This is a genomic window from Citrobacter sp. KH_055_1, assembly GCF_057838705.1.
The window spans coordinates 853180-877607 of record NZ_CM174473.1; the positions used below are offsets into that span (position 1 = coordinate 853180).

18 protein-coding genes and 3 tRNA genes are annotated in these 24428 nt (G+C 54.5%); 15 read left to right on the forward strand and 6 right to left on the reverse strand.

Features of this window, described 5'->3' with window-relative positions:
* The first annotated feature begins 83 nt into the window (after positions 1-83).
* The 10 genes from lgt (at position 84) to recD (ending at position 15498) form a co-directional block, all read left to right on the forward strand.
* Positions 84-959: a prolipoprotein diacylglyceryl transferase gene (lgt, locus tag AC3ITF_RS04160; protein ID WP_489176158.1), complete on the forward strand. Its 876-nt coding sequence runs from the start codon at positions 84-86 to the stop codon at positions 957-959.
* A gap of 6 nt (positions 960-965) precedes the next feature.
* Entirely contained in the window at positions 966-1760 is a 795-nt protein-coding gene (gene thyA, locus AC3ITF_RS04165; RefSeq protein WP_115257572.1) for a thymidylate synthase, read from the forward strand.
* Positions 1761-1944: 184 nt separating this feature from the next.
* Positions 1945-2415 (forward strand): prepilin peptidase-dependent protein, encoded by a 471-nt coding sequence (locus tag AC3ITF_RS04170; protein ID WP_137399911.1) that lies wholly within the window; start codon positions 1945-1947, stop codon positions 2413-2415.
* On the forward strand, positions 2406-2969 hold the full coding sequence (locus AC3ITF_RS04175) for a prepilin peptidase-dependent protein (RefSeq protein ID WP_489176159.1): 564 nt from the start codon (positions 2406-2408) through the stop codon (positions 2967-2969). The genes AC3ITF_RS04170 and AC3ITF_RS04175 overlap by 10 nt, the downstream gene beginning before the upstream one ends.
* Positions 2966-3373 (forward strand): DUF2509 family protein, encoded by a 408-nt coding sequence (locus AC3ITF_RS04180; protein ID WP_135911464.1) that lies wholly within the window; start codon positions 2966-2968, stop codon positions 3371-3373. Before AC3ITF_RS04175 ends, AC3ITF_RS04180 begins: the two co-directional genes overlap by 4 nt.
* Before the next feature lie 32 nt (positions 3374-3405).
* Positions 3406-3681 (forward strand): prepilin-type N-terminal cleavage/methylation domain-containing protein, encoded by a 276-nt coding sequence (locus tag AC3ITF_RS04185; protein ID WP_244958443.1) that lies wholly within the window; start codon positions 3406-3408, stop codon positions 3679-3681.
* Positions 3682-3693: 12 nt separating this feature from the next.
* Positions 3694-7062: an exodeoxyribonuclease V subunit gamma gene (recC, locus tag AC3ITF_RS04190; protein WP_135911465.1), complete on the forward strand. Its 3369-nt coding sequence runs from the start codon at positions 3694-3696 to the stop codon at positions 7060-7062.
* Positions 7063-7239: 177 nt separating this feature from the next.
* The gene (gene ptrA / locus AC3ITF_RS04195; protein ID WP_489176160.1) at positions 7240-10128 is read left to right on the forward strand and encodes a pitrilysin; all 2889 of its coding nucleotides are present in this window, start codon (positions 7240-7242) and stop codon (positions 10126-10128) included.
* Positions 10121-13666, forward strand: a complete 3546-nt coding sequence (gene recB / locus AC3ITF_RS04200; protein WP_411509479.1) for an exodeoxyribonuclease V subunit beta — start codon at positions 10121-10123, stop codon at positions 13664-13666. Before ptrA ends, recB begins: the two co-directional genes overlap by 8 nt.
* Positions 13663-15498, forward strand: coding sequence for an exodeoxyribonuclease V subunit alpha (recD, locus tag AC3ITF_RS04205; RefSeq protein WP_411509478.1), 1836 nt, complete (start codon positions 13663-13665; stop codon positions 15496-15498). Before recB ends, recD begins: the two co-directional genes overlap by 4 nt.
* Before the next feature lie 47 nt (positions 15499-15545).
* On the opposite strand, the gene argA is transcribed toward recD, so the two are convergent.
* Complete coding sequence (gene argA / locus AC3ITF_RS04210; RefSeq protein WP_096755859.1) at positions 15546-16877, reverse strand: amino-acid N-acetyltransferase; 1332 nt, start codon at positions 16875-16877, stop codon at positions 15546-15548.
* A gap of 235 nt (positions 16878-17112) precedes the next feature.
* Here argA and amiC point away from each other — a divergent pair, with 235 nt between their 5' ends.
* Entirely contained in the window at positions 17113-18366 is a 1254-nt protein-coding gene (gene amiC, locus AC3ITF_RS04215; protein WP_096755860.1) for an N-acetylmuramoyl-L-alanine amidase AmiC, read from the forward strand.
* A 74-nt stretch (positions 18367-18440) separates the two neighbouring features.
* Here amiC and AC3ITF_RS04220 read toward each other — a convergent pair.
* From AC3ITF_RS04220 to AC3ITF_RS04230, 3 genes are all read right to left on the reverse strand, one after another.
* A tRNA-Met gene (locus AC3ITF_RS04220) sits at positions 18441-18517 on the reverse strand.
* 34 nt (positions 18518-18551) lie between these two features.
* A tRNA-Met gene (locus tag AC3ITF_RS04225) sits at positions 18552-18628 on the reverse strand.
* A gap of 65 nt (positions 18629-18693) precedes the next feature.
* A tRNA-Met gene (locus tag AC3ITF_RS04230) sits at positions 18694-18770 on the reverse strand.
* Between the two features lie 204 nt (positions 18771-18974).
* Between AC3ITF_RS04230 and mltA the strand changes: the two genes are divergently transcribed.
* Together mltA and tcdA are read left to right on the forward strand one after the other, a co-directional pair.
* Complete coding sequence (gene mltA, locus AC3ITF_RS04235; protein ID WP_096755869.1) at positions 18975-20072, forward strand: murein transglycosylase A; 1098 nt, start codon at positions 18975-18977, stop codon at positions 20070-20072.
* A 130-nt stretch (positions 20073-20202) separates the two neighbouring features.
* Entirely contained in the window at positions 20203-21009 is an 807-nt protein-coding gene (gene tcdA / locus AC3ITF_RS04240; RefSeq protein ID WP_135911469.1) for a tRNA cyclic N6-threonylcarbamoyladenosine(37) synthase TcdA, read from the forward strand.
* 68 nt (positions 21010-21077) lie between these two features.
* On the opposite strand, the gene csdE is transcribed toward tcdA, so the two are convergent.
* Together csdE and csdA are read right to left on the reverse strand one after the other, a co-directional pair.
* Positions 21078-21521: a cysteine desulfurase sulfur acceptor subunit CsdE gene (csdE, locus tag AC3ITF_RS04245; protein WP_096755871.1), complete on the reverse strand. Its 444-nt coding sequence runs from the start codon at positions 21519-21521 to the stop codon at positions 21078-21080.
* On the reverse strand, positions 21521-22726 hold the full coding sequence (gene csdA / locus AC3ITF_RS04250) for a cysteine desulfurase CsdA (protein ID WP_117343125.1): 1206 nt from the start codon (positions 22724-22726) through the stop codon (positions 21521-21523). Before csdA ends, csdE begins: the two co-directional genes overlap by 1 nt.
* A gap of 192 nt (positions 22727-22918) precedes the next feature.
* Here csdA and AC3ITF_RS04255 point away from each other — a divergent pair, with 192 nt between their 5' ends.
* Complete coding sequence (locus tag AC3ITF_RS04255; RefSeq protein ID WP_096755873.1) at positions 22919-23146, forward strand: YgdI/YgdR family lipoprotein; 228 nt, start codon at positions 22919-22921, stop codon at positions 23144-23146.
* A gap of 362 nt (positions 23147-23508) precedes the next feature.
* Complete coding sequence (gcvA, locus tag AC3ITF_RS04260) at positions 23509-24426, forward strand: glycine cleavage system transcriptional regulator GcvA (RefSeq protein ID WP_096755874.1); 918 nt, start codon at positions 23509-23511, stop codon at positions 24424-24426.
* Positions 24427-24428: the final 2 nt, after the last annotated feature.

Below are 24428 nucleotides of genomic sequence, written 5' to 3' on the forward strand. Positions count from 1 at the left end.
ACCTTCGGAGCGCCTGTATCATACAGGCGCGCTTATCAATTGCTGTCTGAATTCAGCGAAATAACAAGAACTTGTGGTGACAGATGATCAGTAGCTATCTGCATTTTCCGGAATTCGATCCGGTCATTTTCTCAATTGGACCCGTCGCACTTCACTGGTACGGCATGATGTATTTGGTGGGGTTTATTTTCGCGATGTGGCTGGCGACGCGCCGCGCTAATCGCCCAGGAAGTGGCTGGACCAAAAACGAAGTTGAAAACTTACTCTATGCAGGCTTCCTCGGGGTGTTCCTCGGTGGGCGTATCGGTTACGTACTGTTCTACAACTTCCCGCTGTTCCTTGATAATCCGCTGTATCTGTTCCGCGTCTGGGATGGCGGAATGTCATTCCACGGTGGTCTCATCGGTGTGATCCTGGTGATGATTATCTTCGCCAAACGCACCAAGCGTTCGTTCTTCCAGGTCTCTGACTTCATTGCTCCTTTGATTCCGTTTGGTCTGGGTGCGGGACGACTGGGCAACTTTATCAACGGCGAACTGTGGGGACGCGTTGACCCGAACTTCTCATATAGCATGTTGTTCCCGGGCTCGCGTACCGAAGACATCTTACTGCTGCAAACCAACCCGCAGTGGCAATCTATTTTCGATACCTACGGTTCGCTGCCTCGTCACGCGTCTCAGCTTTATGAGATGGCGTTGGAAGGCGTGGTGCTGTTTATCATTCTTAACCTGTTCATTCGTAAACCGCGTCCGATGGGCTCGGTCTCCGGTCTGTTCCTGATTGGCTACGGCGCGTTTCGTATCATCGTTGAATTTTTCCGCCAGCCGGATCAGCAGTTTACCGGCGAATGGGTACAGTACATCAGCATGGGGCAGATCCTGTCCATCCCGATGATTGTCGCCGGTATCATTATGATGGTTTGTGCGTACCGCCGCAGCCCACAGCAACACGCTTCCTGAGGAATCATGAAACAGTATTTAGAACTGATGCAAAAAGTGCTGGATGAAGGCACACAGAAAAACGACCGTACCGGAACCGGAACGCTTTCCATTTTTGGTCATCAGATGCGTTTTAATCTGCAGGAAGGATTCCCGCTGGTTACCACTAAACGCTGCCATTTGCGCTCTATCATTCATGAACTGCTGTGGTTTTTGCAGGGCGACACTAACGTGGCCTACCTGCACGAAAACAACGTTTCTATCTGGGATGAGTGGGCAGATGAAAACGGCGATCTGGGCCCGGTCTATGGTAAACAGTGGCGCGCGTGGCCAACGCCAGATGGCCGCCATATTGATCAGATCACCACGGTGCTTAACCAGTTGAAGAATGATCCGGACTCTCGCCGTATTATCGTTTCTGCGTGGAACGTAGGCGAACTGGATAAGATGGCGCTGGCGCCGTGCCATGCGTTCTTCCAGTTCTATGTGGCAGACGGCAAGCTCTCCTGTCAGCTGTATCAGCGTTCGTGCGATGTGTTCCTCGGCCTGCCGTTTAACATTGCCAGCTATGCTTTGCTGGTCCATATGATGGCGCAGCAGTGCAATCTGGAAGTCGGTGATTTTGTCTGGACCGGCGGCGATACGCACCTGTACAGCAACCACATGGAGCAAACGCACCTGCAGCTCAGCCGCGAACCGCGTGCTTTGCCGAAGCTGGTCATCAAGCGTAAGCCTGACTCTATCTTCGACTATCGTTTCGATGATTTCGAGATTGAAGGTTACGATCCGCACCCTGGTATTAAAGCGCCGGTTGCTATCTAATCGACCGCTACCCTGCCACGACCGACGCCCTCGCGCGTCGGTTTTTTTTGCCCTGATTTCAGTTTTTCGACGCTGATTCCTGAAATTTTGCAATGCGCTGAAACGAAGAAAATATTCCCCGAAGCTCGCCGAATAACCCGAATTCCCCACTCGTGATTATTTTCCTTATCGCCATACTGACGGCATGAAAAAACAACAGGGCTATACGCTAATTGAAACGCTGGTGGCAATGCTCATCATCGTCACGCTAAGCGCGTCAGGGCTATATGGCTGGCAACGCTGGCAGCAACAGCAACGATTGTGGCAAACCGTCGTTCAGGTGCAGGACTACCTGCTGCAACTGCGCGAGGATGCCAACTGGCATAACCGTGACCATGTCATCGGCGTTATCAGAGAGGGAACGTCATGGTGTCTGGTCAGCTCTGCTGCGGCTCAAAATACCTGTAAGCCCGCTTCTGCGTTGGTGTTAATCCCGCGATGGGATGATGTTGAGATGGCAGACATCACGCCATCGCTGGCCTTTTTTGGCCTGCGCAACACCGCATGGGCTGGACATATTGGCCTAAAAAATGCCGCGGGTGAACGGTGGGTGGTGATATCGAGCTGGGGGCGAATTCGGCTTTGTGAGCGTGATGAGGCAGATGTATGTCGGTAAACGAACGCGGTTTTTCATTGCTGGAGGTGCTGATCGCAATGGCTATCAGCAGCGTTTTGCTACTGGGGGCTGCGCGCTTTTTACCGACGCTTCAGCACGATATATTGCTCAACACGCGCCAGTTAGCCCTTGAAGATGAACTCTGGCAGCGAGCCTATACGGTGGCTAAACATCTCCAGCGGGCAGGGTACTGTCACGGAAACTGTAGCGGTGAAGGGCTGGTGATATCGGGACACGGTGATTGCGTAATTGCGCGTTGGGACGCTAACGGTAACGGCATTTGGGAGACAACCCCAGCTAAAGACGCGGACCAGATAGGTTTTCGTTTACAAGACCAGGTGCTGGAAACCTTGCGTGGTGCGACATCCTGCGATGGAAAGGGCTGGGATAAAATGACCGATCCTGGCACTGTTCTGATTGAGACATTTCAGGTTGAACGCCAGAACATCAGCGGATTTGCGCCCATCCTGACCTTGCGTCTGCGCGGAGCCAGCAAAAGTGCGCCACAAAAGGTTATTGAAGCGCGCTATAGCGTGATGGGGTTTAACCTGTGAACCGGGAACGCGGCGTATCGTCCCTGGCGATGGTGCTTTTGCTTCTGCTGCTCGGCGGTCTGCTGCTCCAGGGGCTTAGCCAACAGGAAGCCAGTTTTGCTTCGCGCGTTGCCACGGAAAGCCAGGCTTTGCAGCACCAGGCTGTGGTGCAATCCACCATGGAATGGGGACGTATGCAGTCCTGGCAACGGCAACCGGCCGTGCAATGCCGGCGAGATTCAACCGCGAATGCAGCCGTATGCCTGCGATTACATGGCGAGAATAACGTGTTGCTTATTACCGACTATGAAGGGATGTCACTATGGCGGCAGGGCGAGGTTATCGATGGCAATATTGTATTTTCCGCACATGGCTGGAGCGATTTCTGCCCGCTAAGAGAGGCTGCTCTGTGCCTGCTACCCTGAACCGGCAACGCGGTTTTAGCCTGCCAGAAGTGATGCTGGCAATGGTACTTATGGTCATGATTGTGACCGCATTGTCGGGGTATCAAAGGGTATTAATGAACAGTTTCCTCATCAGAAGTCAGTACCAGCAGCTGTGGCGTCATGCGTGGATGCAAACCCAAATGACGGCATTTCCGTCGCCGTTAAACTGGCAGGTAAACCGAATGCAGACAACGCGGGCGGGATGTGTCAGCATCAACGTCAAACTTTCTTCACCCTTGGGCAGGCAAGGTCAAATGACGCGTCTGCACTGCCCAAACAGTCAGTAGTCAGGAGCCGCTATGTTAAGGGTCTACCACTCCAATCGTCTGGATGTGCTGGAAGCGTTAATGGAATATATCGTTGAGCGCGACCGGCTCATCGATCCCTTTGAACCTGAAATGATCCTGGTTCAAAGTACCGGCATGGCGCAATGGCTACAAATGACTCTGGCACAGAAGTTCGGCATTGCCGCCAATATTGACTTCCCGCTACCTGCGAGTTTTATCTGGGATATGTTTGTGCGGGTACTGCCGGATATCCCAAAAGAAAGTGCGTTCAGCAAGCAGAGTATGAGCTGGAAGCTGATGACGCTGCTGCCGCAGTTGTTGGATGACGAGGCGTTCACGTTGCTGCGCCAGTATCTGACAGACGATACCGACAAGCGTAAGCTGTTTCAGCTCTCCTCACGTGCCGCTGACCTGTTTGACCAGTACTTAGTCTACCGCCCTGACTGGTTGACGCAGTGGGAGTCGGGGAAACAGGTTGAAGGATTGGGGGAGTCTCAGGCCTGGCAGGCACCATTGTGGAAAGCGTTGGTGGAATACACCGCAGAGCTGGGGCAAGAGCGCTGGCACCGCGCCAATTTATATCAGCGATTTATTCAGACCCTGGAAAATGCCTCAAGCTGTCCGCAGGGGCTGCCCGCTCGCGTCTTTATTTGCGGCATTTCCGCACTGCCGCCCGTGTATCTTCAGGCCCTGCAGGCGCTGGGGAAGCATATTGAAATTCATCTGCTGTTTACTAATCCATGTCGTTACTACTGGGGTGATATTAAAGACCCCGCGTATCTGGCAAAGCTGCTGGCACGTCAGCGTCGGCATAGCTTTGAAGAACGTCATCTGCCGCTGTTTCGTGATAGCCAGAATGCTGAAGAGTTGTTTAACAGCGACGGCGAACAGGATGTCAGTAACCCGCTTCTGGCCTCGTGGGGCAAACTGGGGCGGGACTATATTTACCTGCTTTCCGAACTGGAAAACAGCCAGGAGCTGGATGCGTTTGTGGATATCACGCCTGACAATCTTTTGCATAACATTCAGTCGGATATCCTTGAACTGGAAAGCCGGGCCGTGGCGGGCGTTAATCTGGAGGAGTATTCGCGCAGCGATAATAAGCGCTTACTTGAGCCGAATGACACCAGCGTAACGTTTCATGTTTGCCACAGCCCACAGCGCGAGGTGGAAATTCTTCATGACCGCCTGCTGGCGATGCTGGCGGCGGACCCAACGCTGACGCCGCGCGATATCATCGTCATGGTGGCGGATATTGACAGCTACAGCCCCTTTATTCAGGCTGTTTTTGGCAGCGCGCCGGCCGATCGCTATTTACCGTATGCCATTTCTGACCGTCGTGCGCGCCAGTCCCATCCGGTTTTACAGGCGTTTATTAGCCTGCTGTCGCTGCCGGACAGCCGCTTTGTCTCCGAGGATGTGCTGGCGTTACTCGATGTTCCCGTGCTGGCGGCGCGCTTCAACATCAACGAAGAAGGGCTGCGCTATCTCCGCTTATGGGTGAATGAGTCAGGCATTCGCTGGGGCATTGACGATGACAACGTGCGCGAACTGGAACTGCCGCCGACAGGCCAACACACCTGGCAATTTGGTTTGACGCGAATGCTGTTGGGCTATGCGATGGAAAGTGCGCAGGGGGAGTGGCAATCCGTACTGCCGTATGATGAGTCCAGCGGTTTGATCGCCGAACTGGTGGGGCATCTGGCTTCGCTGTTGATGAAACTGAATCTCTGGCGTCGGGGTCTGGCGCAGGAACGTCCGCTGGAAGAGTGGTTACCTGTTTGCAACGACATGCTTAATGATTTCTTCCTGCCGGATGTGGATACCGAAGCGGCAATGACGCTGATTAAAGATCAGTGGCAGGCCATTATCGCTGAAGGTCTGGGGGCTAAATACGGCGAGGCCGTGCCGCTTTCGCTGTTACGCGATGAGCTGGCACAACGGCTCGATCAGGAACGCATTAGCCAGCGTTTCCTCGCAGGTCCGGTCAATATCTGTACCCTGATGCCGATGCGATCGATTCCTTTCAAGGTAGTGTGTCTGCTGGGCATGAACGACGGCGTTTATCCGCGCCAGCTTGCGCCTCTGGGTTTTGATCTGATGAGCCAAAAGCCGATGCGTGGTGACCGAAGCCGCCGCGATGATGACCGCTATCTGTTTCTGGAAGCCCTGATTTCGGCGCAGCAAACGCTCTACATCAGCTACATAGGTCGTTCAATCCAGGACAACAGCGAACGCTTTCCGTCGGTGCTGGTACAAGAGTTGCTGGACTACATTGGGCAAAGCCACTATTTGCCGGGTGATGAAGCGCTCACCTGTGATGAAAGCGAGGCCCGGGTAAAAGCGCACATAACCCGTTTGCATACCCGCATGCCTTTTGACGCACAAAACTATCTGCCGGGAGAGCAGCAAAGTTATGCCCGGGAGTGGCTGCCCGCGGCGAGCCTGACAGGCAAAGCACACACTGATTTTGTGCAACCACTGCCATATGTCATGCCTGAAATCCTGACACTAGAGACGCTGCAGAGATTTTGGGCACACCCGGTGCGGGCTTTTTTCCAGATGCGGCTACAGGTGAACTTCCGCTCTGAAGAGAGTGATATACCGGAGACGGAACCCTTTATCCTTGAAGGATTAACCCGCTATCAGCTTAATCAGCAGCTGCTTAACACGCTGGTTGAAGAGCATGATGCGGAGCGTTTGTTCCGTCACTTCCGTGCGGCAGGCTCGCTGCCTTACGGGGCATTTGGCGAAATCCTGTGGGATGCCCAGCGCCAGGAAATGCAGTCGCTGGCCGAGCGTATTATCGCTTGTCGCCAGCCGGGTCAGAGTATGGAGATCGATCTCAACTGCAACGGCGTGCAAATCACCGGGTGGCTACCGCAGGTTCAGCAGGATGGTTTGTTGCGCTGGCGCCCATCTTTGTTAAGCGTTTCTCAGGGCGTGCAACTTTGGCTGGAACATCTTGTCTATTGTGCCAGTGGTGGAACGGGTGAGAGCCGGCTGTTCCTGCGTAAAGATGCAGAGTGGCGTTTTCCTCCACTGGATGCCGAGCAGGCAATGCGCTACCTGGCGCAGCTTGTTGACGGGTATCGCGAGGGCATGTCATCGCCGTTGCTGGTGCTACCGGAAAGCGGTGGGGCATGGATAAAAACCTGTTATGACGCCGCAAATGATGCCATGTTAGAGGACGACGACACGCGGCAAAAAGCGCGTAGTAAGTTTTTGCAGGCCTATGAAGGCAACATGATGGTACGCGGTGAGGGTGACGATATCTGGTATCAACGCCTGTGGCGTCAGCTGGAGCCGGATACGCTAGAGGCCATTGTGGCGCAGTCTCAGCGCTTTTTGTTACCGTTATTTCGCTTTAATCAGTCATGATGATTGTATAAAAATTGCGCAATTTGATGGCTTCCTCTATGATGCGCTTTCTGTCACGGACTGATTCTTACACATAAGATGCTGACTCGTTCAGCACAAAGTCTTGCCCTGTTCAGACCCCGCCTTTCTGCGTGGTTTGCTGTGAACAGGTGAATACGTTAATGATGAGGTTTGTGAATGCCCCGCAGCACCTGGTTTTGCGCAATACTGTTGTTCGTCGCCTTTTGGGCGCCCGTAAGTCAGGCAGATACCGGTTGGCAGCCCTTAGCTGAAACCATCCGTAAAAGCGATAAAGATACCCGCCAGTATCAGGCCGTGCGCCTGGACAACGGCATGGTCGTGTTGCTGGTATCCGATCCCCAGGCCGTGAAATCCCTTTCCGCACTGGTGGTGCCCGTTGGGTCTCTGGAAGATCCCGACGATCATCAGGGGCTGGCGCATTACCTCGAACACATGTGCCTGATGGGCTCGAAAAAATACCCGCAGCCGGATAGCTTAGCGGAATTCCTTAAAATGCACGGCGGCAGCCACAATGCCAGCACGGCGCCTTATCGCACGGCTTTCTATCTTGAAGTTGAAAACGACGCGCTGCTCGGGGCGGTGGATCGTCTGGCGGATGCCATTGCCGAACCGTTGCTGGATAAAAAATATGCCGATCGCGAGCGTAATGCCGTTAACTCTGAGCTGACGCTGGCGCGTACCCGTGACGGTATGCGTATGGCGCAGGTGAGTGCCGAGACCATCAACCCGGCGCACCCGGGCTCGCGCTTCTCCGGCGGTAACTTGCAAACGCTGAGCGACAAGCCGGGTAATCCGGTGCTGCAGGCTTTACAGACGTTTCATGAAAAGTACTACTCGGCAAACGTGATGAAGGCGGTAATTTACAGCAATAAACCGCTGCCAGAACTGGCGCGGATAGCCGCTGATACCTTCGGACGGGTGCCGAACAATAATATCGAAAAGCCGGAAATCACCGTCCCGGTAGTTACCGACGCGCAAAAGGGCATCATAATCCACTATGTCCCGGCGATGCCGCGTAAAGTGCTGCGCATTGAGTTTCGTATTGATAACAATAGCGCACAGTTTCGCAGTAAAACCGATGAGCTGGTGACGTACCTGATTGGCAACCGCAGCCCTGGTACCTTGTCTGACTGGCTGCAAAAGCAGGGATTAGTGGAAGGCATCCGTGCGGACTCTGACCCGGTGGTCAACGGTAACAGCGGTGTATTAGCCATTTCCGCGACCTTAACCGACAAAGGCCTGGCGAATCGCGATGAAGTGGTCGCGGCCATCTTTAGCTATCTTAACCTGTTACGCGATAAAGGCGTCGATAAACGTTATTTCGACGAACTGGCGCACGTGCTGGATCTCGACTTCCGCTATCCGTCCATCACCCGTGATATGGACTATGTGGAATGGCTGGCAGATACCATGATCCGCGTTCCGGTAGAACATACGCTGGATGCGGTAAATATTGCCGACCAGTACGATGCGAAAGCCGTGCAGCAGCGTCTGGCGATGATGACGCCGCAGAACGCGCGTATTTGGTACATCAGCCCGAAAGAGCCGCACAACAAAACCGCATACTTTGTTGATGCGCCTTATCAGGTCGATAAAATAAGCGATAAAACCTTCGCTGACTGGCAGCAAAAAGCGCAGGGCATTGCGCTGTCTTTGCCGGAGTTAAACCCCTATATTCCTGACGATTTCACGCTGATTAAAGCGGATAAAAAATATGCGCGTCCGGATCTGATTGTCGATGAGCCGGATTTACGCGTGGTCTATGCGCCGAGCCAGTATTTTGCCACTGAGCCGAAGGCCGACGTCAGCGTGATCCTGCGTAACCCGAAGGCGATGGACAGTGCCAAAAACCAGGTGTTATTCGCGCTTAACGATTACCTGGCAGGCATTGCGCTTGACCAGTTGAGTAATCAGGCTGCGGTGGGCGGTATTGGCTTCTCGACCAACGCCAACAACGGTTTGATGCTCAACGCTAACGGTTATACGCAACGTTTACCGCAGCTTTTTCAGGCGCTGCTGAGCGGTTATTTCAGCTATACCTCTACGGAGGAACAACTGGAACAGGCGAAATCCTGGTACGCGCAGATGATGGACTCTGCGGAAAAAGGCAAGGCCTACGACCAGGCGATTATGCCGGTACAGATGCTTTCTCAGGTGCCGTACTTCTCGCGTGATGAGCGCCGTAAGCTGCTGCCTTCTATTACCTTAAATGAGGTGATGACCTACCGCGACACGTTAAAAGCCGGGGCGCGACCAGAATTCCTCGTGATTGGTAATATGAGCGAGGCGCAGGCGAAAACCATGGCGCGGGACATCCAGAAACAGCTGGGTGCTAACGGCTCGGAGTGGTGTCGTAACAAAGATGTGGTGGTGGACAAAAAGCAGTCCGTTATCTTTGAAAAAGCGGGCAGCAGTACAGACTCCGCGCTGGCGGCGGTATTTGTCCCCACCGGCTACGATGAATACACCAGCTCTGCCTACAGCGCCATGTTAGGACAGATTGTGCAGCCGTGGTTCTACAATCAGCTGCGTACCGAAGAGCAGTTGGGATATGCCGTATTTGCCTTCCCGATGAGCGTAGGCCGTCAGTGGGGGATGGGCTTCCTGCTGCAAAGCAGTGACAAGCAGCCGTCTTATCTGTGGGACCGCTACAAAGCATTTTTCCCCACGGCGGAAGCGAAGCTGCGGGCGATGAAAGCCGATGAGTTCGCGCAAATTCAGCAGGCTATCATTGCGCAAATGCTGCAGGCGCCGCAAACGTTAGGGGCAGAAGCTTCGCAGTTAAGCAAAGATTTCGATCGGGGTAATATGCGCTTCGATTCACGTGATAAAATCGTGGCTCAGATTAAACTGCTGACGCCGCAAAAGCTTGCCGATTTCTTCCATCAGGCGGTGGTTGAGCCGCAAGGCATGGCGATACTGTCACAGGTTTCCGGCAGTCAGAACGGGAAAGCAGACTATGTGCACCCGGAAGGCTGGAAAGTGTGGCAGACCGTCAGCGCGTTGCAGCAAACCTTACCCCTGATGAGTGAAAAGAATGAATGATGCCGCTGAGTCCCTTGATCCTCTCCGCTTGCCCCTGACGGGCGAGCGTCTGATTGAAGCCTCCGCAGGCACCGGTAAAACCTTTACCATCGCCGCCCTGTATTTACGTTTACTGCTTGGACTGGGCGGCTCTGCCGCCTTTCCCCGTCCGCTGACCGTCGAAGAGCTATTAGTGGTCACCTTTACGGAGGCGGCCACTGAAGAACTGCGTGGACGTATTCGTAGCAACATCCATGAACTGCGCATTGCTTGCCTGCGTGAAACCACCGAAAACCCGCTGTACGCCCGTCTGTTAGATGAAATTGCCGATAAAAAGCAGGCCGCGCAGTGGCTGCTGCTGGCTGAACGACAGATGGATGAAGCGGCGGTGTTTACCATCCACGGTTTTTGTCAGCGCATGCTCAGTCTCAATGCCTTTGAGTCCGGCATGTTGTTTGAACAACAGCTGATTGAAGATGAATCACTGCTGCGTTATCAGGCCTGCGCGGACTTTTGGCGTCGGCATTGCTACCCGCTGTCTCGCGACATTGCGCAGGTGGTTTTTGAAACGTGGAAAGGGCCGCAGGCGCTGTTGAGGGATATCGATCGCTACTTGCAAGGGGAAGCGCCGGTCATTAAAGCACCGCCGTCAGCAGATGAAACGCTGGCATCCCGACACGAAAAAATCCTCGCACGCATCAACCAAATCAAGCAGCAATGGTGCGATTCGGTTGATGAGCTGGACGGATTGCTGGAAGCCTCGGGGATCGACAGACGTAAATTTAACCGGGGTAATCAGGGCAAGTGGATTGAGAAGATAAGCGCCTGGGCGCAGGAAGAAACGCAAAGTTATCAGTTGCCGGATGCCCTGGAAAAATTCTCCCAGCGTTTTCTGGAAGAACGTACCAAAGCGGGCGGCATCACGCCACAGCATCCGCTCTTTGTTGCCATTGATGAACTGCTCGCTGAGCCGCTGACCATTCGCGATTTGGTGATCACACGGGCACTGGCGGAGATCCGCGAAACGGTGGCTGCAGAAAAACGCCGACGCGGTGAGCTGGGTTTTGACGATATGCTCAGTCGTCTCGATGCGGCGCTGCGCAGTGAAAGCGGCGACGCACTGGCGACAGCCATCCGTAGCCGTTTTCCGGTGGCAATGATTGATGAATTCCAGGACACCGATCCGCAGCAATATCGCATTTTCCGCCGTATCTGGCAGCATCAGCCGGATACGGCCCTGCTGCTGATTGGCGACCCGAAACAGGCGATTTACGCGTTTCGCGGCGCGGATATTTTTACCTATATGAAGGCGCGCAGCGAAGTGAGCGCGCACTACACGCTCGACACCAACTGGCGCTCGGCGCCTGGCATGGTTAATGGTGTGAATACGCTGTTTAGCCAGATGACCGATGCCTTTATGTTCCGCGAAATCCCCTTTAGTCCGGTGAAATCCGCCGAAAAAAATCAGTCGTTGCGGTTTGTCCTGAACGGTGAAACACAGCCAGCGATCAACATGTGGTTGATGGACGGGGAAAGTTGCGGTGTCGGTGACTATCAGAATTACATGGCCCGGGTTTGTGCGACGCAAATTCGTGACTGGCTGAAAGCCGGACACGCGGGCAAGGCGCTTCTGACGAGCGCTAAAACATCACGACCGGTACGCGCGTCGGATATCAGCGTGCTGGTGCGCAGTCGCCAGGAGGCGGCGCTCATCCGCGATGCGCTGACGCAACTGGCGATCCCGTCGGTCTATCTTTCCAACCGTGATAGCGTCTTTGAAACCCTCGAAGCGCAGGAACTGCTGTGGGTACTGCAGGCGGTGATGACGCCGGAGCGTGAAAATACGCTGCGTAGCGCACTGGCAACGTCGATGATGGGGCTGAATGCGCAGGATATCGAAACGCTCAATAATGATGAGCATGCCTGGGATGCGGTAGTCGAGGAGTTTGACGGCTACCGTCAGCTCTGGCACAAGCGCGGCGTGATGCCGATGCTTCGCGCGCTGATGTCGGCGCGTCAGATTGCGGAAAACCTGCTAGCAACGGCGGGAGGCGAGCGTCGCCTGACTGATATTTTACACATCAGCGAGCTGCTACAGGAAGCCGGTTCGCAGTTGGAAAGCGAGCATGCGCTGGTGCGCTGGTTATCCCAGCATATTCTTGAGCCGGACAGCAATGCATCCAGCCAGCAGCTCAGGCTGGAAAGCGATAAGCACCTGGTCAAAATCGTCACTATTCACAAATCGAAAGGGCTGGAATACCCGCTGGTCTGGCTGCCTTTCATCACTCATTTTCGCGTGCAGGATCAGGCGTTCTATCACGATCGCCGTTCGTTTGAAGCGGTGCTGGATCTCAGCCAGGCTGATGAGAGCATCGAGCTGGCTGAGGTTGAACGTCTGGCGGAAGACCTGCGTCTGCTCTACGTCGCGCTGACCCGTTCGGTATGGCACTGCAGCCTTGGCGTTGCGCCGTTGGTACGCCGCCGGGGAGATAAAAAAGGTGACACCGATGTGCATCAAAGCGCGCTGGGCCGTCTGTTGCAAAAAGGCGAGCCGATGGACGCTGCCGGACTGCGCGCCGCCATTGATGCGCTTTGTAGTGACGATATTGCCTGTCGGGTCCCTGATGAACCGGACACCGAACGCTGGCTTTCTGCTGAAGAAAGCCGCGAGCCGTTGAGCGCGCGGACGCTGCCGCGCCTGCCAGGCGATAACTGGCGCGTTACCAGTTATTCCGGCCTGCAACAGCGCGGGCACGGTATCGCGCAGGATCTGATCCCCCGGCTGGACGTTGATGCGGCGGGCGTCGGTGAAGCGATTGTGGAATCCGGACTCACGCCGCACCAGTTCCCGCGTGGGGCGTCACCGGGCACATTTTTGCATAGCCTGTTTGAAGCGCTTGATTTTACCCAGCCGGTGGACCCGCTTTGGGTGCAGGAACAACTCGCGCTTGGCGGGTATGATGCACATTGGGCGCCGGTTCTGACCCCGTGGCTGGAGGCCATTTTGCATGCGCCGCTCAACGAAACTGGCGTGAGCCTGAGCGCACTTTCAGCGCATGAAAAACAGGTGGAGATGGAGTTTTATCTGCCGATTTCGCAGCCGCTGATTGCCAGCCAACTGGATGCGTTGATCCGCCAGTATGACCCGCTCTCGGCGGGCTGTCCTCCGCTGGACTTTATGCAGGTACGCGGCATGCTGAAAGGGTTTATCGACCTGGTGTTCCGTCATCAGGGGCGTTATTACCTGCTCGACTACAAGTCTAACTGGCTGGGTGAAGACAGTACGGCGTACACCCAGCAGGCGATGGTCGCTGCTATGCAGGCACATCGCTATGATCTGCAATATCAGCTTTATACCCTGGCACTGCACCGCTATTTACGTCATCGCATTGCAGACTACGACTATGAACGTCATTTTGGCGGTGTCATCTACCTCTTCCTGCGCGGCGTTGACAGCGAACAACCGCAGCAGGGGATTTACGCGACCCGACCTGACGCAGAATTGGTTGCCTTGATGGACGAGATGTTTGCCGGTGCGACACTGGAGGAGACGTTATGACAATCCAAACGCGATTACTGGAGGCGGTAGAGCAAAAGCAGCTCCGGGCGCTGGATGCCCAGTTTGCGCTGGCGGTTGCCGGTAACGATAACCCTGCGGTCACGCTGGCAGCGGCGCTACTCAGTCGTGAAGCGGGTGAGGGACACGTCTGTTTACCGCTTTCCCGTTTATCCTTAAGCGAAGACGCCCATCCTCTGCTGAGCGCCTGGCTTAGCGAAGCGGGTGAGCCAGCAGACTGGACTGAATGCCTGCTGGCCTCCGTGGCGGTGAGTCGTGGCGAGCGTCCTACTCCGCTGGTGCTGTACGGCGATCGCCTGTACCTGAACCGGATGTGGAATAACGAACGTACGGTCGCCCGTTTTTTCAGTGAAGTTAACCAGGCCATCGACGTCGATGAGTTGCGGCTGGCCCAGACGCTGGAGACGCTTTTTCCGCGAACAGAAGAGGGCGTTAACTGGCAAAAAGTGGCGGCGGCCGTGGCGCTGACTCGCCGTATATCGGTGATCTCCGGCGGACCGGGCACCGGTAAAACCACCACGGTTGCGAGGCTGCTGGCGGCATTGATTCAGATGACCGACGGCGAGCGCTGTCGTATTCGCCTGGCGGCACCGACGGGAAAAGCGGCGGCGCGTCTGACCGCATCGCTGGGCGCGGCACTGCGTGAGCTGCCGCTGACCGATGAGCAAAAGAAACGCATTCCGGATGATGCCAGTACGTTGCATCGGCTGTTGGGCGCACAGCCCGGCAGCCAGCGCCTGCGCCATCATGCGGGCAACCCCCTGCATCTTGATGTGCTGGTGGTGGATGAAGCCTCGATGATTGATTTGCCCATGATGTCACGCCTGATTGATGCGCTACCGCCGCACGGGCGGGTGATTTTTCTTGGCGATCGCGACCAGCTGGCGTCCGTTGAGGCGGGCGCGGTGCTGGGGGATATCTGTGCCTTTGTGAATGCCGGGTTTACCCCCGAACGCGCAAAACAGCTGAGTCGGCTGACCGGCAGCACCATTCCGGCGGGCGTGGGCACCCAGGCCGCCTCTTTGCGGGACAGCCTCTGTCTGCTGCAAAAAAGCTACCGTTTCGGCAGTGATTCCGGTATCGGCCAGCTGGCGTCGGCGATTAATCGCGGTGATAAAGCCGCGCTGAAAACGGTATTCCAGCAGGGATTTAGCGATATTGAAAAACGTACCCTGCGCAGCGGGGAAGACTATGTCGCTATGCTTGAAGAGGCGTTAGCCGGATATGGCCGCTACCTGACGTTGTTGCGCGAAGGCGCAGAGCCGGGGGCTGTCATTCAGGCATTTAATGAATATCAGCTGCTGTGCGCCCTGCGAGAAGGGCCATTCGGCGTAAGCGGACTGAATGAACGCCTTGAACAGGTGATGGTACAAAAACGTAAAATCCAGCGTTCCGCGCATACCCGCTGGTACGAGGGGCGACCGGTAATGATTGCGCGTAATGACAGTTCGCTGGGGCTGTTTAACGGAGATATCGGTATTGCGCTCGATCGTGGGCAGGGGCTGCGGGTATGGTTCGCTTTGCCGGATGGGTCCATCAAGTCGGTGCAGCCCAGCCGTTTGCCGGAACATGAAACCACCTGGGCGATGACGGTGCACAAATCGCAAGGGTCTGAATTTGATCATGCGGCGTTGATTTTGCCCAGCCAGCACTCACCCGTTGTCACCCGCGAACTGGTATATACCGCCATTACCCGCGCGCGCCGCCGCCTGTCGTTGTACGCCGATGAGCGGATATTAACTGCGGCTGTTGCTATTCGCACGGAACGTCGCAGCGGGCTGTCTGCGCTGTTTAATGACGGCATTACAGAGTAGGTTTTGTTGGCCGGATAAGGCATTTATGCCACATCCGGCAACGACCTCTATCCCAAATCTGCCATCAGCACTTTTGACCGCCGCTGATAGTTGTACATCTCTTTCTTACTTTCCGGTAGCAGGTCGATATCCACCGGGGTAAAGCCGCGCTCCTGAAACCAGTGAATGCTGCGCGTGGTCAACACGAACAGCTTGCTGAGCCCCATTTGCCGGGCTTGCACGGCGATCCGCTCCAGCAAAACCTCGCCACGCGATGAACTACGATAGTCCGGATGCACCGCTACGCAGGCCATTTCGCCAATTCGTTCTTCCGGGAAAGGGTACAGCGCAGCACAGGCGATGGTCAGGTTATCGCGCTGAATAATGGTGAACTTGTCGATCTCCATTTCCAGTTGTTCGCGCGAGCGGCGAACCAGAATACCTTGCTGCTCCAGCGGGCGGATCAGCTCCAGGATCCCGCCGATATCATTGATGGTTGCGCGACGGATCTGCTCGGCACTCTCCATCACGATTTGCGTCCCAATCCCGTCACGTGAGAACAGTTCTTGCAACAGCGTGCCGTCTTCCTGATAGCTAATCAGGTGGCAGCGGCGTACCCCGCTACGACAGGCTTTGACCGCACCCCGCAGGAAGCGCACGGTACCGGAGCTGTAGTCACCGATCGCTTCCTGGGCTTCAACGCGCGCCTGGGCCTCGTTGGGGAACAGTTCGGACACAATATCGCCATCATCGTTAATGACCCCTTGCGAGGAGCAAAAGCCGATCATCTTTTCTGCCTTCAGTTTGATGGCTAACTGAGTGGCGACCTCTTCAGACGTCAAGTTAAAGCTCTCGCCGGTCACGGAAACGGCGACAGGTCCCATCAGAACAATGGCGCCGCTGTCCAGTTGGCGGTGAATCGCCTCTTCATCAATACGACGAATGCGCCCGCTGTGGCAGTAATCGACGCCGTCATCCACGCCCAACGGCTGGGAGATAATAAAATTCCCGCTGACCACGTTGATGTGCGCACCCTGCAAGGGCGTATTGTTCAGGCTCATCGACAGGCGTGCAGTAATATCAAGCTGGAGCAGACCAGCTGCCTGTTTGACCAGCTCCAGCGTTTTGGCGTCGGTCACGCGCGTATTCTTGTGATACACCGGCTCATGATGATGCGCAGCAAGATTGGCATCAATCTGTGGCCGTGCGCCATACACCACAACCAGGCGAATGCCGAGGCTATGAAGGAGTCCAATATCATTGACGATACTGGAAAAATTTTCATGCTCGATGGCTTCGCCGCCCAGCATAATGACAAACGTTTTTCCCCGATGGGTATTGATATAGGGAACAGAATGGCGGAATCCCTGTACCAGCTCGGTTCTACGCTCCTTCACCACGGCACACCTCTATTGCATGATTATTCGTAATTTGTGTATTTTTATTCTGTTTTCGCGTTGTGCGCAAGCGTAATTTTTATTCCTGCTAAAGATTTTTCCCAGTAATGCCGTGAATATAAAAAGAATGTTTACCCTTTTGTAGATGACAGATTATGCGTCATTCGTTAAAGTTTCCGGTCAATTCGGACGTTTTACGTATTACCTCTACTAAAGATTTCTTTTGCTCGGGAGAAGCATGTCGGGATCCAATTCAGCAATCAGTCGCCGCCGTTTACTGAAAGGTGCGGGTGCTATGTGGCTTTTGAGCGTCAGTCAGGTCGGTTTGGCTGCCGTGAGTCAGGTCGTTGCGGTGCGCGTATGGCCAGCGTCCAGCTATACCCGCGTCACGGTAGAATCCAATCGTCTGCTGAAATACAAACAGTTTGCCCTGAGTAATCCTGAGCGTGTGGTGGTAGATATTGAAGGCGTCAATTTGAACTCGGTGCTTAAGGGTATTGGGACGCAGATCCGCCCGGACGATCCGTACATCAAGTCGGCAAGAGTCGGGCAGTTTGACCCGCAGACCGTGCGTATGGTGTTTGAGCTGAAGCAAAATGTGAAGCCACAGCTTTTTGCGCTGGCACCGGTAGCGGGCTTTAAAGAACGACTGGTGATGGATCTCTATCCGGCCAATGCCCAGGATGTACAGGATCCTCTGCTGGCGTTGCTTGAAGATTACAACAAGGGCGATCTGGATAAGCAGGTGCCGCCTGCGCAAAGTGGTCCACAGCCGGGTAAAGCGGGGCGCGATCGTCCGATTGTCATTATGCTCGATCCCGGTCACGGCGGAGAAGACTCCGGTGCCGTGGGGAAATACAAGACGCGCGAAAAAGACGTGGTGCTACAAATTGCCCGCCGTCTGCGCGCGCTGATCGAGAAAGAAGGCAACATGAAGGTCTTTATGACGCGAAATGAAGATATCTTCATTCCGCTGAAGGTGCGCGTGGCTAAAGCTCAGAAACAGCGTGCCGATCTGTTTGTCTCTATTCACGCCGATGCGTTTACCAGCCGACAGCCCAGCGGTTCGTCGGTGTTCGCACTCTCCACCAAAGGCGCGACCAGTACGGCCGCAAAATTTTTGGCGCAAACCCAGAACGCCTCGGATCTTATTGGTGGCGTCAGCAAGAGTGGTGACCGCTACGTCGACCACACTATGTTTGATATGGTGCAGTCACTGACTATCGCCGACAGCCTGAAGTTTGGTAAAGCGGTACTGAATAAACTCGGTAAGGTGAATAATCTGCATAAGAACCAGGTTGAACAGGCCGGGTTTGCGGTACTGAAGGCCCCTGATATTCCGTCTATCCTCGTGGAAACGGCATTTATCAGTAACGTTGAAGAAGAGCGTAAGCTCAAAACAGCGACATTCCAGCAGGAAGTGGCGGAGTCGATTCTGGCAGGGATCAAAGCGTATTTTGCCGATGGGGCGACGCTGGCAAGAAGGGGATAACAAAAAAGCGCTGAAAAGCGCTTTTTTTACGGGCCGTAGAAACAAAAAAACACCCGTCAGGGTGCTTAATGTATTGGTTGCGGGGGCCGGATTTGAACCGACGACCTTCGGGTTATGAGCCCGACGAGCTACCAGGCTGCTCCACCCCGCGTCACCGTACTGCTTTCTATTTTATCAAATTTGATTGGTTGCGGGGGCCGGATTTGAACCGACGACCTTCGGGTTATGAGCCCGACGAGCTACCAGGCTGCTCCACCCCGCGTCCGTCTTTTTGCTTTGTATTTGTGATTCGAACTACTTCGCAAAAATCTTACATCAAATTTTAATTGGTTGCGGGGGCCAGATTTGAACTGACGACCTTCGGGTTATGAGCCCGACGAGCTACCAGGCTGCTCCACCCCGCGTCCGTGGATGCGCACTATACTCTGCTAACGATTTCATGCAACCTTTTTTTACGTGGATCACTGTTTTAGGATGAAAATGAACAAAAACAACGCATTTCGGTCTATTTTTTGTTCAAAATTTGCCTTGAGGTATGTATTCGCATTTCATTAGGTTCAGGGGTTTGTTATCTTCATCTCGCATTCAGGCAACTTAAGACGAGAACAATGAAAGGACGTTGGGCAAAATATCTTCTGGCGGGGGCGGTAGTCGTGATGCTCGCCGCGTGTTCCTCTAAACCCACCGATCGTGGGCAGCAGTATAAAGACGGGAAATTGACCCAGCCTTTCTCACTGGTGAATCAGCCCGATGCGGTTGGCGCACCGATCAATGCCGGTGATTTTGCCGAGCAGGTAAATCAGATCCGCAGTTCCTCACCGCGTTTATATGGCAATCAGAGCAACGTCTACAACGCTATCCAGGAATGGTTACGCGCGGGCGGTGATACGCGCAGTATGCGCCAGTTTGGTATTGATGCCTGGCAAATGGAAGGGGCGGATAACTATGGTAACGTCCAGTTCACCGGCTACTACACGCCGGTCATCCAGGCGCGCCATACGCGTCAGGGGGAATTTCAGTACCCTATCTACCGCATGCCGCCAAAACGCGGACGCTTACCAACGCGTGCTGAAATCTACGCCGGGGCGCTGAGTGACAACTATATTCTGGCCTACAGCAACTCCCTGATGGATAACTTCATTATGGATGTGCAGGGCAGCGGCTATATCGACTTTGGCGATGGCAGCCCGCTTAACTTCTTTAGCTATGCCGGGAAAAACGGTCATGCCTACCGCAGTATTGGTAAAGTACTGATCGACCGTGGCGAAGTGAAGAAAGAAGATATGTCGATGCAGGCGATCCGCCACTGGGGCGAAACACACAGCGAAGCCGAAGTACGTGAGCTGCTGGAGCAAAACCCGTCGTTCGTCTTCTTTAAACCACAATCTTATGCTCCGGTTAAAGGTGCCAGCGCAGTGCCGCTGATTGGCCGCGCATCGGTTGCTTCCGATCGCAGCATTATTCCAGCCGGTACGACGTTACTGGCAGAAGTCCCGCTGCTGGATAATAACGGCAAATTTACCGGTCAGTATGAACTGCGCTTGATGGTGGCACTGGATGTCGGTGGCGCTATCAAAGGCCAGCACTTTGATATCTACCAGGGTATCGGTGCCGATGCCGGACATCGCGCAGGTTGGTATAATCACTATGGTCGCGTCTGGGTGCTGAAGTCATCCGGCAGCGCGGGTAACGTATTTAGCGGCTAGTTGCCTGGCGGCTAGCCTTATCAGGCCTACAAATTAGCGCGTAGGCCGGATAAGCGAAGCGCCATCCGGCTATGAAACGACACTCAGGGCGGCATTGTCCGCTCTTTTTGTTTTCTATATCTGAGGTTCTATGTCAGTGGTAATAAGCGACGCCTGGCGTCAGCGTTTTGGTGGCACCGCGCGTCTGTATGGTGAAAATGCCCTGCAATTGTTTGCCGGGGCGCATGTTTGCGTGGTCGGGATTGGTGGCGTGGGCTCGTGGGCGGCGGAAGCACTGGCGCGTACTGGTATTGGCTCGATTACGCTCATCGATATGGATGATGTGTGCGTCACCAATACTAACCGTCAGATCCATGCCCTGCGAGATACCGTCGGGCAGGCGAAAGCCGAGGTGATGGCCGAGCGGATACGCCAGATTAACCCAGAGTGTCGGGTTAATGTTGTTGACGATTTTGTCACTCCAGATAATGTTGCTGAGTATATGAACGCGGGCTTTTCGTATGTCATTGACGCTATCGACAGCGTGCGCCCGAAAGCGGCGCTGATTGCTTACTGTCGACGCAATAAAATTCCGCTGGTCACCACCGGTGGCGCGGGGGGGCAGATCGACCCCACGCAGATTCAGGTCGTTGATCTGGCAAAAACCATTCAGGATCCGCTGGCGGCGAAGTTACGTGAGCGGCTAAAAAGCGATTTTGGCGTGGTGAAGAACAGTAAAGGCAAGCTGGGTGTGGACTGCGTGTTCTCGACCGAAGCGCTGGTGTACCCGCAGGCTGACGGCTCCGTGTGTGCTATGAAGGCGACGGCGGAAGGGCCGAAACGTATGGATTGTGCATCTGGATTTGGCGCGGCCACCATGGTGACCGCAACCTTTGGCTTTGTTGCCGTGTCTCACGCACTGAAGAAGATGATGGCGAAAGCCGCGCGTCAACCCTGATTGTGTCGGATGGCGCTACGCTTATCCGACCTACGGTTTGTGTGGCGTTGTCGGCCGGATAAGACGCATCAGCGTTGCCATCCGGCATCCTGAACTGCCCCAATGAGCGCATTCAACCCCTGGCTGCGCGAGGCGCTAAGCTGTGCGCGTAAACCCAATTCATCAAAGAACGCCATTGGCGAATGCGTCTGTAACTCGGCGGCGGTTTTGCCCTCGACGGCGGTGAGTAAAACCGCCAGCAGACCGCGCACGATACGTCCTTCGCTGTCGCCAAAAAAATGCAGGGTGCCATTATCCTGCAGGGTATAGCCCAGCCAGACGCGGTTTTCGCATCCGGCAATTTCTTTGGCCTGTGCCTTCAGCGCATCCGGCAGAGCCGGAAGCTGCTTACCGAGCAGGATCAACTGACGGTATTTATCTTCCCATTGGTTGAGTGGGAGAAAGGTATTGCGTAATGTCTCTTCGGTTACGGTTGTGCCAAACGGGTGTCCGGCGAGCAGAGGAGTTGTCATTAATCCACCAATATTTCCAGCGCGCGGTCAACGGCTGTGACCAACGCATCCACATCACTTTGGCTATTATAAGGTGCAAATGAGGCGCGCAGGGTGCCTGAAACGCCAAGTTCTGCTAACAGCGGCTGTGCGCAGTGCTGTCCTGCACGCAACGCAATGCCATATTCGGCCAGCAGCGTGACCATATCGCTGTGGTGCACCCCGGCGAAGTCAAAGGCTAACAAGCTGGAATCCTGACAGCGGAAGGAGCGGAATCCAGGCCGTTTTGCCAACGCATCTTCCGCCAGCGTCGCCAGGCCACGGCTCCAGCTCTCGGCCTGAACAATGTCGATATCCGCCAGCCATTCCAGCGCCGCGCTCAGGCCGATGACTCCGGCAACGTTAGGCGTACCCGCTTCCAGCTTCCACGGTGCTGCCTGAGTGGTGAACCCCTCAAAGCTGACCTCGCTAATCATCTTGCCACCGCCGAGCCAGGGTGACATGGCGTCCAGTAGCTCAGGCTTACCGTACAGTGCGCCAATGCCGGTTGGGCCGTACAGCTTGTGGCCCGAGAAGGCATAGAAATCAATATCTAACTGCTGAACGTCGGCGGGAAAATGCACCACACCCTGGGCGCCGTCTACCATCACCACCATTCCTGCCGCGTGGGCAAGTGTAATCGCGCGCGCTAAATCCGGGCAGCCGCCGGTGACGTTAGACATCTGTCCCAGCGCCAGTATGCGACTGCGCGGGGTGATGAGCTCGGGCAAACGCTCAACGTCAGGAAGTAACTGCGCGTTGAGCGGCAGTCTGACGACCCTGGCCCCGGTTTGCTGGGCGACCATCAGCCAGGGGACGAGGTTGGCGTGATGTTCTGCCACGCTAACGATGATCTCATCACCCGGCTGCAAGCGTGGGCGCGCGTAGCTTTGCGCCACCATGTTGATGGCCTCTGTCGTGCCGCGGGTCCAGACGATGGTTTTGTCATCCGGCGCGTTGATCAGTCGGGCGACTTTTTCCCGTGCTGCCTCATAGCGAGCAGTCAGGCGCTGGGCTTCGGCAAACTGGCTGCGATGGACGTTCCCGGCGCTCAGGCTATAAAACTGATGCGTAGCTTCAATAACCGTCTGCGGCTTGAGCGCCGTGGCGGCACTGTCGAGATAGACGCCAGCATCATTGAGTGCGGGAAACTGTGCGCGAAACTGCGCGGGGTTAAAAGCGTTCATGGGATTCCTCAGTTCAATACCCCGATCGTGGCGCAAAAAGGGCGCTGGCACAAGGGTAACCCTAAGCATCGGAATCCTCTGGATATCCTGGTGAAATCAGACCAGTGTCTTATGCTAGATAATGTTGGGCGAATATTTTTGCCTGTTATGAAATTCGTTTTATCTAGCATAAATCGCTTTAAGGAGAAGAATATGAAAAAGACTGCCGCCATTATCTCTGCCTGTATGCTGACTTTTGCCCTGAGCGCCTGTTCTGGTTCGAACTATGTTATGCACACCAACGATGGTCGGACAATCGTGTCTGATGGTAAGCCAAAGACCGATGATGAAACGGGAATGATTTCGTACAAGGACGCTAACGGCAACAAACAGCAGATTAACCGTACTGACGTGAAAGAGATGGTAGAACTGGAGAACTAGCCGCTCGGCCATCGATAAAACGCAGACAAAAAAAAGCACCGCAAATTGGCGGTGCTACATTAATCACTATGGACAGACAGGGTAAATGTACAGGAAGTGAAAAAGGGTAGCTTTGCTACCATGGTCTGAATCGCAGACCAATTGCAAACACAACAACACAACATCACAACCGTAAGCCAAAAGCCCACCAGAACACGCATTCCGATAAAACTTTTCGTTCCGGCTTCAGGAAGTGCCGCCACTATAGGGATTTGCTGGTAGAACCTCAACGGACAATTTATAATGGCTCAGATTAAAAAAACTAATAGGTTACAGCCTGTTAGATAACTGTTAAATTCATTTAACATCAAAGCCTAAAAGTCATGTCAAAACGATTACCACCCTTAAATGCGTTACGTGTTTTTGATGCCGCGGCGCGTCATTTGAGCTTTACTCGCGCAGCAGAAGAGCTTTTTGTGACGCAGGCCGCAGTAAGTCACCAAATCAAGTCACTCGAGGATTTCCTAGGGCTGAAGCTGTTCCGTCGACGCAATCGATCTCTTCTGTTGACGGAAGAAGGCCAAAGCTACTTTCTCGACATCAAAGAGATTTTTTCGCAATTAACCGATGCGACGCGTAAACTTCAGGCACGCAGTGCAAAAGGTGCGCTTACCGTCAGTTTATTGCCCAGTTTTGCCATTCAATGGCTGGTGCCCAGACTCTCTAGCTTTAACTCAGCTTATCCGGGAATCGACGTCAGGATCCAGGCGGTTGACCGTCAGGAAGATAAACTGGCTGACGATGTTGACGTGGCGATTTTTTATGGTCGCGGCAACTGGCCTGGCCTGCGCGTAGAAAAATTGTACGCAGAATATCTGTTGCCGGTCTGCTCTCCTTTATTGCTCACTGGCGATAAACCGCTGAAGACGCCAGAGGATCTGGCAAAGCACACGTTATTGCATGATGCTTCTCGCCGCGACTGGCAGGCCTATACGCGCCAGCTTGGGTTGAATCATATTAACGTTCAGCAGGGACCTATCTTCAGCCATAGCGCCATGGTGCTACAGGCTGCCATCCATGGACAAGGTGTTGCGCTGGCCAATAACGTGATGTCGCAATCAGAAATTGAAGCGGGCCGTCTGGTTTGCCCGTTTAATGATGTGTTGGTCAGCAAAAACGCGTTTTATCTGGTTTGTCATGACAGTCAGGCAGAACTGGGTAAAATAGCCGCCTTCCGTCAGTGGATTCTGGCGAAAGCGGCCACTGAACAAGAAAAATTCCGCTTTCGTTACGAACAATAATT